Consider the following 11,315-nt stretch of genomic DNA (forward strand, 5'->3'; position numbering starts at 1 on the left):
GCCCGCACCCTCGTCGGTCTCAGCGGCCGGAGCGCGGAGGGGTGCCGCAGCCTGTCGGCCACGCCGCCTGGATCGTCTTGTCGAAGAGGTTCTGTGTGCCGAGGTCCGCCGACAGCCCGAAGAAGCTGGCACTGGCGCCGGTCGTGCCGAGGATGCGCATCTTGCGGGTGTCGCAGCCGGGACCGGTGGTCGAGATCTGGGTGGTCCCGACCAGCGTGACGTTGCCCGCGACGTTGAAGCCCTTGATCCCCATGCCGAGCTGCAGCTGGGGCATCTGGGCACCGAAGACGAAGCTGAGGGGACCCTGGTTCACCGCGTTCGCCGCGCCGAGGATGATCTTCGCCAGCCCGTCGAGGGCGCCCGCCGGTGAGGTGGCGCCGTCGCTGCTCGTGGTGATGCCACCGGCGCCGTCGTACTTCATCGTCCACTCGCCGCTGAGCTCCTGGTCGAAGTTCGAGAAGCCGGCGCTCGCGAAGAACGCGACCCGCACCCCGACGAAGAACGGCACCGGACCGACGGTGAACGGCACCAGGATCTCGGCGGGCAGCTCGACCTTGATGCCACCTGCGTCGCCCAGGCCGAACTGGTTGAGGGGCTTGGCGGCGTACTTCAGGGAGAACGAGCCCTGGATGTTCTTCGCGACCATCGACGCCTTGGAGAGCTCGCCGCCGTCGACCGCGATGCTGCCACCGGTCTTCAGGTCGTCGAGCGTGCCCTTGATGGTCACCGACAGCTCGACGTCGCTGGAGCGGGTGATGGTCACCTCGACCCCGACGCCCGTCTTCGACGGCGTGAAGACGGCCTTCCAGGCGTAGCCCTTCACCTTGCCCTTGACCGTGAGGGCGGCGCGATGCTCGAGGGGCTGGAGCCCGAACCGTTCCGGCAGCGACCGACGGAGGGCGCTGCGCTCGGGCGGTACGGCGGCCCCACCTGCCACGAGGCCCTTGCTGAAGTCGATCGAGTGCGCGAGGGAGAGCGTGCCGTCCTTGACGACGTCCGTCAGCTGCGCCGGCGTCGTGACCACGGTCAGGTGGCCGCGCTTCTTGGTGACCTTGGTGACGTCACGGGCGGCCAGGCCGGTGATGAGCAGGACCTTGCCCGCGCGCAGCTTGCCCAGCGGCCCGACCGCCGACCGGAACTTGTAGGTGCCCCCGTCCTTCGACACCGACGTCAGCTGCTGGCGGGCCACCTTGCGGGAGACCACCACTGTCTTCGACGTCAGGTGCACCGTCGACCCACGCGTGGACACGTGCTCCGCGGTGGCGCTCCGGTCCGGCGCGGCGTGAGCGCTCGGGTCCATCGCGGTCGCTCCGAGAGCGACCGCTGCGCAGAGGGAGGCGACCGCCAGCTTGCGTGCCCGCATGATGTTCTTCCTTTACCTTGGCAGCAGCCCGACGTTAGCCCGGTCGCGGCCCCCGCGCAGGACAATCCGTTCCATTCACGGCCCACGCGGGCGCTGACCGTGTGATGATTTCTCGCGAATCGACGAGGGATAGAACTGAGGGACCTGAGTCCAATGGCCGACTACCGGACGCGCAAGTTTCAGAAGCAGCAGAACGCCTATGCGGCACAGTCCGCAGCGGCTGCCGTGGCCTCCGCCGCTACTGCCGCCTCTCAAGCGTTCCACGCATCGCTGACGCCCCTCCCGCCGGGCCTGGCGCTCAGCCCGTCGGGCCAGCACGCCTACATCCAGGGCGAGTGGCGGCCCTTCGCCAGGAACCAGATGGGCAACTTCTGGTACGACGGGTCCGCGTGGGTGACCGCGGCGGGGCAGACGCCCGAGGTCGTGGTGAACGTGTCGGCGTCCTCCGAGGACGCCACCGCCGAGCAGGTCAAGGCCGTCGCCAGCGGGAGCCTCGCCGACGCGCTCCGCGAGCTGAACAAGCTCCGCTACGACCGTCTCCTCAGTGACGAGGAGTTCACGGTGCTCAAGTCCAAGCTGATGACCGACTACTCCTAGGCAGGACCGGCCCCTCCCCCGGCTGGAGCCCGGCTGACGTCGCGACCACCTACTTCGCCGATTCCGCTCCGTCGGAGCGCACCCGCGTGGTAAGCAGAGCCCGAAGTGCCCCGGGCGCTGGATGACCCTCCCCGGGGAGCGAGCACCGGATGGAGCAGACAATGGCTCGCCTTCGCAAGCTCTCCGCGGCCTGGGCCGCCATCGTCATCGCCGCACTGTTCACCCCGTCCGGCGGAGCTCACGGCTCTCCCGCCGACACCGCCCCGGCCGTCGTCACGCCGATCGTGCGGCAGGCGGCTGCGTTCGGCGAGACCCCGAGGCTGCGTCGTCTCCACGTGGATCCCGACGAGGCGAGCAGGACGGCGCACCCCGCCCGCCCGACCCGCGACCGGCCGGCCCGACCGGACGCGCCTGGCTCGCGCGCGCCGGACGGTGCGCTGGTGACCGCGACGGGGCCTGCCGCTCTCACGGGGCCGGCGACCAGCTTCGACGGGCTCGACAGCACGGATGGCGGAGGCATCTACCCGCCGGACAGCAACATCGCCGTCGGCCCCCATCACGTCGTGGAGATGGTCAACGCAGCGCTCCGGGTCTGGGACAAGGCGGGCGCCCCGCTCACCGGACCGACGAAGCCGTCGGACCTGTTCAGCTCCCTGCCCGCCGGGAACCTCTGCCGCACGCACAACGACGGTGACCCGCAGGTCCTCTACGACCAACTCGCGGACCGATGGCTGATCAGCCAGTTCGCGTTCGTGAGCGAGTTCTCGCCGCCGTACCACCAGTGCGTCGCGGTCTCCAGGAGCGGCGATCCCACCGGCGGCTACTACGCCTACGACTTCGTGATGCCCGGCAACAACTTCAACGACTACGCGAAGTTCGGCGTCTGGCCGGACGGCTACTACATGACCGACCAGCAGTTCGTGAACGGGAGCTCCTGGGGCGGCGACGGGGCGTTCGCGTTCGACCGGTTCAAGCTGCTGACCGGCGACCCGACTGCCGCCTACCTCTACTTCAACCTCGCGGGCCACGCCGAGGTCCGCGGCATGCTGCCGTCGGACCTCGAAGGGCGGCCGCCCGCCGTCGGGACGCCCAACACGTTCGCGAGCTTCACAGCGACCGAGAAGGGGGACCCGGCCGACGCGCTGGAGACCTGGGCGTTCCATGCCGACTTCGCCAGCCCGGCGAGCTCGACGTTCACGCCCACCTCCACCGTGGCCGTCGCCCCGTTCGACCCGATCGACACCAACGACGTGCCGCAACCCGGCACGACCGTCGGGCTCGACGTCCTCAGCGACCGGCTGATGCAGCACCTGCAGTACCGCGTCGTGGGCGGCATCGCGCACCTGACCACCAACCACACCGTCAACGTGTCCGGGAGCCCGGACCCGGCGGCCTTCCGGGCCGGCGTCCGGGTGGAGGAGCTCACGAGCAGCGGGTCGGGTTGGGTCGTCAAGAACAGCATGTCGTTCGCCCCGGACGCGACCAACCGCTGGATGGGCAGCGCGGCGCTCGACCGGCAGGGCAACCTCGCCGTCGGCTACAGCGTGTCCTCCTCCTCGACCTTCCCGTCGATCCGGTACACCGGTCGGGCGGCCGGCGCCCCGGCGAACACGCTCGGCGCCGAGCAGACGATCTTCAACGGCTCGGGGTCCCAGACCGCGGACGAGTCGCGCTGGGGCGACTACACCGGGATGGTCGTTGACCCGAGCGACAACTGCACCTTCTGGTACGTCAACGAGTACTACCCGACGACTGCCTCCATCGGCTGGCACACCCGGATCGCGAAGTTCAAGTTCAGCCAGTGCACGGCCGCTCAGACGGTCCAGGCGATCACCGGCACGGTGACCGGTGCCAGCACCAGCGCGCCGGTCGCCGGCGCGATGGTGCGCACCACCAACGGGTATGCGGCCGTGACCGACGCCGCAGGTCACTACACGCTGCCGACGACCGCCGGCACCTACGCCCTCAGGGCGGGTGCTCCCGGCTACCTGACCACGACCCGGACCGGCGTCACGGCACCCTCGACGCAGGACTTCATCCTCACTCCGGGCCGCCACCACTCCGTGAGCGGCACGGTCACCCAGGGCGGCGGGCCCGCGCAGGGCTCGACGGTGACGATCGGCACGCTGACCACGACCACTGACGCCGCCGGCCACTACGCGTTCCCCGTCGTGCCGGTCGGGCAGCAGACGGTCGAGGCGACGGCCCTGGACCTCTGTCACGACGACGCGTCCCGGACGGTCGGCGTCAACGTCGACAAGACCGTCGACCTGGTGCTGCCGGCCAGGAAGGACGGCTTCGGCCACACCTGCCAGGTCGTCAGCGCGCCGTACCTCCAGGGCACGACCGTGTTCCCGCTCACGGGCGACGACAACGACACGAGCGTCGCGCTGCCCTTCGCGTTCTCCTTCTACGGCACGAGCTACAGCACCGCGAACGTCGACACGAACGGGTACCTCAGCTTCGCGACCACCTCGTCGCGCGGCAGCAACACAGCCCTCCCGAACGCCGTCGAACCGAACGGCGCCGTCTACGCCTTCTGGGACGACCTGTACGTCGACAGCCCGACCGCGCAGATCCTCACCCGGACCCTGGGCACCGCCCCGAACCGCTCCTTCGTCGTCGAGTGGCGCAACGTCCGCCTCTACAGCGACGCCACCAAGCGGATGGACGTCGAGGTGGTCCTGAAGGAGAGCGGGCAGCTCGACCTCCGCTACCGCCACCTCGATCCCGCCCTGCCCCTCGAGCAAGGCTCGGGTGCGACCGTCGGCATCGAGAACGCGACCGGCGACGACGCGCTGCAGTACTCCGTCGATGCGGCGACGCTGTCCGACGCCGCCACGATCCGCTTCATCCCCTGACTCCCGCGGTCTCGGCTCGGCCGCGGGTCGCGTGAGGGCCCCGTTCGCGGGTAACGCCCCTCGGGCGATGCGAGGAGGAGACATGTCACCCGAGGTGATCGCGGGCCGTTACGAGGTGCTGCGGGAGATCGGCCGCGGCGGCATGGGCGCCGTCTGGCTCTGCCGCGACAAGGTCCTCGGCCGGGAGGTCGCGGTCAAGCAGGTCGGCGGCCTGCCGGGTGAGTCGGCGCCTCACCTGGCGCGAGCCCTGCGGGAGGCCCGAGCCTCCGCTGCGCTCAACCTCCCCCAGGTGGTCTCGATCTACGACGCCGTGGAAGACGGCGAGCACGTGTGGCTGGTGATGGAGTACGTCCCGTCGAGGACGCTCTCCACCCTCCTGGCCGACGAGGGGCCGCTCCCCGCCCGGCGAGCGGCGTTCGTCGGAGCCCAGGTCGCCGACGGGCTCGCGGCCGCTCACGCCGGTGGCACGGTCCACCGCGACGTCAAGCCGGGCAACATCCTCGTCGGCGACGGCGACCTCGCGAAGATCTCCGACTTCGGCATCGCGCGGCACGACAGCGACGACACGCTGACCCAGACCGGCATGGTCACGGGAACGCCGATGTTCTTCTCACCCCAGCTCGCGCGCGGTGTCCGGGCGACACCGGCGGACGACGTCTGGGCGCTCGGCGCGACGCTCTTCACCGCGGTCGAGGGGCGACCGCCGTGGCCGCCCGAGCCGAACGCTCTCGCCATGCTGGTCCACATCGCGGAGAACGCTCCGCCGCGACCGGCTTCCGCCGGCCCCCTCACCACCCTCATCGGCCAGATGATGGACCCCGATCCGGCGGCGCGGCCGGACATGGCTGCCGTGGCGAGCGTCCTGCACACCGTCGCGGCCGGCGATGTCGAGGACCCCGACGAGACCGAGCACCCGACCGTCGCCTTCACCAACGGTCCGCCGACCGTGGAGCGGGAGATCCGCGCCGCGGACCCACCACCCGTGCCGGTCCAGCGGAGGTGGTTGCTCCCGGCCGCCATCGTCCTCGTGCTCGTCCTCGTCGCGGTCGGCGCACTGCTGCTCCTCAGCGACGGCGGCGACGACTCCTCCACGACGGCCGGCGACAGCCCCAGCGGGTCGGCCGACGGCAAGGGGGCCGAACCGGCCGCCTCCAGCGCAGCGCCGGACCAGCAGTCGACGGCATCCACGCCGACCCCGACGGAGACGACGGAGACGACGGACGAGTCGTCGACGGACGCCGCACAGTTCGTGACCGACTACTACGCACTCCTCCCGACCGACACCAAGTCGGCCTGGGCGCTGCTCTCCGACGACCTGCAGGACCAGGTGGGCAGCTACGGCTCCTACCGGGGCTTCTGGAGCACCATCGACTCCGTGTCGGTCGACAGCGCGACCGAGAGCAGCGACGGCGCCGTGACCGTCGACCTCACCTACGTCTCCGACGCCGGCACGGAGTCCGAGACGCGGCTGATCACGGTCGAGGACACCGGCGAGGGGATGCAGATCGTGGGCGATCAGGTCACCTGACGGCCTATCTCTTGCGGTGGAAGCGGATGGTGCCGTTGGGCAGGGTGTGGTGGGTGTAGGTGGGGTCGTGGATGAGGTGGTGGTGGTGGTTGCAGGCGGGTCGGGCGTCTTTGAGGTCGGTGTGGCCGCCTTGTGACCAGGGTTTGAGGTGGTGGGCTTCGCACTCTCGTGCTGGGACGGCGCAGTGTTCTTCGATGCAGGTGGGGTGGAGGAGTGCCATGGCTCGGCGCTGGGCGGTGGTGAAGAGTCTGCGTCGGCGGCCGAGGTCGAGGACCTCGCCGTTGCCGCCGAGGACGGCGGGGATGATGTCGGCGGTGCAGGCCAGGCGGCGGATCGCGGTGGCGGAGAGGGGTTGGCCGCCGAGGATGGTGCCGGTGCCGAGGTCCTTGACCAGGCAGGCGAGCGGGATGGTGACCAACAGCGTGGTGGTGTCGCCGCCGTGGGTGGGGAGCTGGGTGGGGTCGAGGTGCTCCAGGAGCGCGCAGAAGGCGTGGGCGAGCCGACGGCGGTAGGGGATCCGGTCCTCCTCCCCACCGACCGCGGAAGCGTGTTTGCGGGGGTTGGTGTAGGCGTGCAGATAGGCCAGGAGCCGCTGCGCTGACTCGTCGGGAAGCACGCCGGTGATGCGGGTGGTGCCATCACCCAGAGGCTTCAGGGAGAGACGGGCGTCCTCGCGGGCGCGTCTCTCTTCTTCTTCGAGGCGGCGGGCTTCTTCGTCCTCGGCGATCTCGGGTGCGGCGACCTCCAGGATCCGTCGGGCCAGGATGCGCAGCTCTTGGGGGTTGTGGTCGGCGGCGAGGTCGACCAGGTGCGCTTCGGCGGCGTGGAGGACCTCGGCGCCGATCCGGTCGGGCAGGTCTTCCAGGCCACGCACGATCACCTGTGCCTGCTCCATTGAGCACCGGCCTTCGGTGATGGCGGCGGCGACCTGCAGCCACCGTTCGTCCAACGCGGTCGCGAGCCTCTGCTGGGCGCGCAGGGGTGCGGGCTCGGCCTGGGTGCGCGCCGCGATCCACGCCGCGACATCGCGGGCACCGTCCTCATCGGCCACATCGGCTGCGGCCGGCAGCACCCGCAGCTTCAACCCCGCCACCCGGCGTTCGAGCTGGGCGATCGCCAACAGCGCAGCACGCTTGTCGCCCGTCGACATGAACACCGGCTCATAGGCGGCGGAGTCCTCCAACACTGCGATCGCCCGTTCGGCGCAGGAGGTGATCGGGTGCGGCTGCTGGACGAGCTCTGCGACCACGATCCGACCTTCCCCCGAGTTGATAGCTCAATCGTACATGTGTTCGATCCCAAATGCAACACTCTGGCGCCGGTTCGGCATTCGCCGCGCGATGCCGTTCGGCCGCTCAGCGTCGAGGGGCAGACCTTCGGAGCGAGCCTTCAGCAGCTCACGGCGCCGGCGGGTTGACGACCTTCGCGGACTTGTCCGACAACACCGTCTCCGTGCGGTTCTGGAACTCGTCGGTCACGGTCGCGGTGACCTCCACCTTGAAGGTGTAGCCGCGGTCGGCGCTCGTCACCTTGTAGGTCGAGGTCGTGACGACCGGGCTCGTGAGGTTGCACTGCGTGCCGTCGGCGGCGCACCGGAACCAGCGGCGCGTGTACGTCGGGTTGGTGCCGGTCCACGTCCCTGACGTCGACTGGAGGGTCGTGCCGACGTACGCCGAACCGATGATCTTGGGCTTCGCGGTGTTGACCGGCTTGCGCTCGTAGACGGAGCCCGAGATGCCGGCCAGGCGCTCCGGCGACTTAGTGGTCCCGATCTTCCCGACGACCGTGGCCTGGATGACCGACCCGACGTCGTCGACCGTGCTGGTGTAGGAGATCCCGGTCTCGTCCGTCAGCTGCACGCAGGGGCTCAGGTCCTGGTCGCAGCGGTACCAGCGGTACTCGAACGTCGTCGGCATGGGCGTGCCGTTGGCCTTCCACTGGTCCGAGGGGAGGTCGCTCGGATCGATCGTGAAGGTCGCGCCCCACGGGGCCGAGGCGCCGTTGAGCAGCTTCGGGTAGTTCGTCGGCGGAGTCGGCACCGGTCCCGAAGGCGCGGTGATCGGTCCGACCGGGCCGGACAGCACCTCGCTGGAGTACACCGGTGTCACCAGGTTGATGGCGCGCACGCCGACCCGGACGTACTTGCCGACGTCCGCAGCGGTCGTGAGGTAGGCGCGGCCCGTCTTGCCCCCGATGTTGGCGCAGCTGCCGGGCGCCGTGGTGGTGCAGCGCTTCCACTGGTAGCGGTAGCGGAACGGCCCGGTGCCGGCCCAGACACCGGTACGGGCGGTCAGCGTGTTGCCCCTCACGCTGCTGCCGGTCGGCGCGGCGATGGCACTCGGTGCCTGCAGCGCGGAGAGCGGGAGCGCGAAGATGCCGTGCCCCTGCGTGCCGGCGATGAGGCTGCCGGGCGCGCCGAAGCCGATGTTGAGCGACCAGACCGACTCGCTCCCCATGCCGATCTCCCCCGGCGCGTTGACCTTGGTGTCGGACATCTTGCTCCAGTGCTCACCACCGTCCACGGTGGCCCACACCCCGTTGTTGGTGCCCACGACGATGCGCGGCTCGCCACCACCCCAGTAGGCGGACGGGACCAGCTGGAACGCACGGACCTGCGTCGCGAGGAGGGCGCCGGAACCCGAGCCGGTGGCGTCGTACCAGGTCACGCCGCCGTTGTCCGAACGGTAGACGCTGCCCGTCGTCGCAGCGATCAGCTCGGTCGGGTCGAGCGGGGACACGGCGAGCCGCAGCGCCGACTCGCCGGGCGGGATGCCGTCGGACGACAACGTCCAGCTCTTGCCGGCGTCCGTGGAGATGTAGAAGCCGGTGGCAGACGCTGCGTACATCAGGCTGCCGGCACCCTTGGTCAGGGAGAACGCCCCGCCGACGACGCCGGTCGCCGCGGTCCACTTCACGCCGCCGTCGGAGGAGTAGAAGATGCCGTCACGACCCGACCCAGCGGTGCTCACCACGATCTGGGTGGTGCCGGCGCTCGGGAAGACCACGGACTGCACGCCACCCTGGTCGAGCCGCATCGGCTGCGGGGTCGACGCGGCGACGCCGAGCTTGGTCCATGTGCCGTTGCCGGTGCCGCGGTAGAGGCCGTCGCTCGTCGCCAGGAAGATCTGACCGGCCTGGCCCTTGGCCTGGTGCACCTGCTTGCCGAGCGTGCTCAGGTTGCCGCTGATGTCGGTCCACGGACCCACGGCATTGGAGGAGGTGAAGACACCGTCGGTCTCCGAGCCGGCGACGAGCTGCCCGGGCGTCACGTAGTCGAGCGACCGGATCCAGTGGTCACCCAGGTTCCACTTCACCCACTTGTCCGGCACCGCCGCTCGCGCGGGCGACACCGTGGAGGCGACGAGCACCATGGGCAAGAGGGTCAGTGGCAGCAGGAAGAGCAGGATGCGTCGCACGCTCGGGACACTAGGTGAACCGGCCGCCCCGCGAGGCGAGTCGCGGAAATTGGTTGGAGCTGCCCACGACTCGCGACCCTGCTCCCCGGGTAGGAGTCGAACCTACGTCGCTTGTCCTGATTCAAAGGCGAGAGCGAGGGTGCTGCTCGGTGATCGGAGGTGACGCCCCGTCCGCCTGAGAGCGGGAGATCCCGGCCAACGGTGCCGGGGCGTGTCGGCTGGCTTCAGGCCGTCTGTGAGAACGACGGCCCCCGGTCACCCGATTCCCCGGCACGCCGCCTCGCGCGGTTCGCTAGGCGTGGTCGCAGATGGACCGCACGGATGTGCAGCGTTTTCGTGAACCGTCTCGGCCCCATCCGCTAATGGCTCCCTTCTGTGTCAAGACACCTTCGGGAGCGCGGGTTTAGGGTGCTGGGTGGCGGGTCCGTGGAGTGGCTTGTCCGAAGAGCCGGCGTTGGGATGTAGGCCGGTCGCGCTGGAGTCAGAGTCGCGTCCCTGTTGCCCTCCCGGGCCCGTCGCTGTGTGCGCGGCGAGGTCGGCGATGAGGGTTCGGTAGATGGTGTCGGAGAGTCGTCGTTTGAGGCAGCGCATGGCCTCACCGGAGGTCTTGCCGGCTGCTTTCTTGCGGTCGTAGTAGGCGCGGCCTTCGGTGGGGTTGCGGAGCTGGACCGTGGCCATGATGTGCAGTGCTCTGTTGATCTGCCGGTTCCCGCCGCGAGACAGCCGGTGCCGGACGTTGTCGCCAGAAGAGGCGTCGATCGGGGCGGTGCCGGTCCAGGAAGCGAAGTGGTTGCGGTCGGGAAAGCGGGTCACGTCGCCAACCTCGACCAGCAACCGAGCCGCGCCGGCGGGGCCGATGCCGTGCAGATCGAGCAGTCCGGTGCGGGTTGCTCGGACCAGCTCGGCGAGTTCCTTATCTGCGGCCTTCTTGCGCTGATAGATCCGCTCCAGGTCAGTGACCAGCTCGGCGGCCACGCGCTTGCGGGTCTTGCCGACGATGTCGCGGGGTCGCACACCGGTGAGGAGTCGCCTGGCTTGAGCTGCGGAGAGATCCTTCTTCGCGCCGCCGGGGATCAGTTCGAGCAGCAGAGCGTGCAACTGGCTGATCTTGCGCGTGTGTTCCTCGCCGAGGGATCGTCGGCGATCCACGAGCAGGCGGAGGACCTCGAGCTCTTCGTTACGCACGACGGGTCGCAGTCCGCTCATCCTGGTGCCGACCAGTGCGACGGAGTGGGCGTCGGTGGCGTCGGTCTTGCGTCCCTGACCGGTCGCGAACACGCGTGTGCGGGCCGAGAGCTTGGGTGGCACGTCGATGACTTTTTCACCGTCGGCGACCAGCCGCATGGCGATGTGGCGGCCGATCCCGTTGCAGCCCTCGATCGCCCAGACCCTGTCTTTCCACTGGCTGACCGCGGCCAGCATCGAGCGGTAGCCGGTCGTGTCGGTGGCGAACCGTTCACCGCCAACAACGGCCTCATCGGCCGTCATCACCTCGATGGTCACCGACCGTTTGTGCGGGTCCATCCCGATCACGACCCGCTGCTCAACTT

7 protein-coding genes are annotated in these 11,315 nt (G+C 69.8%); 3 read left to right on the forward strand and 4 right to left on the reverse strand.

From position 1 onward, the window contains the following. Positions 1-19 precede the first annotated feature (19 nt). The gene (locus ACAX67_RS13025) at positions 20-1,363 is read right to left on the reverse strand and encodes a hypothetical protein (protein ID WP_370704276.1); all 1,344 of its coding nucleotides are present in this window, start codon (positions 1,361-1,363) and stop codon (positions 20-22) included. Positions 1,364-1,516: 153 nt separating this feature from the next. Between ACAX67_RS13025 and ACAX67_RS13030 the strand changes: the two genes are divergently transcribed. The 3 genes from ACAX67_RS13030 to ACAX67_RS13040 all read left to right on the forward strand — a co-directional run bounded on the left by ACAX67_RS13030 (position 1,517) and on the right by ACAX67_RS13040 (position 6,349). Continuing rightward, on the forward strand, positions 1,517-1,960 hold the full coding sequence (locus ACAX67_RS13030) for a hypothetical protein (protein WP_370704277.1): 444 nt from the start codon (positions 1,517-1,519) through the stop codon (positions 1,958-1,960). Positions 1,961-2,121: 161 nt separating this feature from the next. Then, on the forward strand, positions 2,122-4,821 hold the full coding sequence (locus ACAX67_RS13035; protein ID WP_370704278.1) for an NIDO-like domain-containing protein: 2,700 nt from the start codon (positions 2,122-2,124) through the stop codon (positions 4,819-4,821). Between the two features lie 82 nt (positions 4,822-4,903). Beyond that, positions 4,904-6,349: a serine/threonine-protein kinase gene (locus tag ACAX67_RS13040; protein WP_370704279.1), complete on the forward strand. Its 1,446-nt coding sequence runs from the start codon at positions 4,904-4,906 to the stop codon at positions 6,347-6,349. A gap of 4 nt (positions 6,350-6,353) precedes the next feature. Here the strand turns inward: ACAX67_RS13040 and ACAX67_RS13045 are convergent, their stop codons facing one another. The 3 genes from ACAX67_RS13045 to ACAX67_RS13055 form a co-directional block, all read right to left on the reverse strand. Beyond that, positions 6,354-7,598 (reverse strand): HNH endonuclease signature motif containing protein, encoded by a 1,245-nt coding sequence (locus ACAX67_RS13045; protein WP_370704280.1) that lies wholly within the window; start codon positions 7,596-7,598, stop codon positions 6,354-6,356. Between the two features lie 148 nt (positions 7,599-7,746). After that, positions 7,747-9,765, reverse strand: coding sequence for a sialidase family protein (locus tag ACAX67_RS13050; protein WP_370704281.1), 2,019 nt, complete (start codon positions 9,763-9,765; stop codon positions 7,747-7,749). Positions 9,766-10,143: 378 nt separating this feature from the next. Further along, a complete protein-coding gene (locus tag ACAX67_RS13055) occupies positions 10,144-11,289 on the reverse strand; it encodes an IS110 family RNA-guided transposase (protein ID WP_370704545.1) in 1,146 nt (381 codons plus the stop codon). Between the last annotated feature and the right edge of the window lie 26 nt (positions 11,290-11,315).

The sequence above is a fragment of the Nocardioides candidus genome (genome assembly GCF_041321175.1).
Lineage (GTDB): Bacteria > Actinomycetota > Actinomycetes > Propionibacteriales > Nocardioidaceae > Nocardioides.

Excerpts from the sequence above, each read along its gene's own strand:
- ACAX67_RS13025 (WP_370704276.1), bottom strand. The coding sequence starts at position 1,363 with ATGCGGGCACGCAAGCTGGCGGTCGCCTCCCTCTGCGCAGCGGTCGCT.
- ACAX67_RS13030 (WP_370704277.1), top strand. The coding sequence starts at position 1,517 with ATGGCCGACTACCGGACGCGCAAGTTTCAGAAGCAGCAGAACGCCTAT.
- ACAX67_RS13035 (WP_370704278.1), top strand. The coding sequence starts at position 2,122 with ATGGCTCGCCTTCGCAAGCTCTCCGCGGCCTGGGCCGCCATCGTCATC.
- ACAX67_RS13040 (WP_370704279.1), top strand. The coding sequence starts at position 4,904 with ATGTCACCCGAGGTGATCGCGGGCCGTTACGAGGTGCTGCGGGAGATC.
- ACAX67_RS13055 (WP_370704545.1), bottom strand. The coding sequence starts at position 11,289 with ATGGACCCGCACAAACGGTCGGTGACCATCGAGGTGATGACGGCCGAT.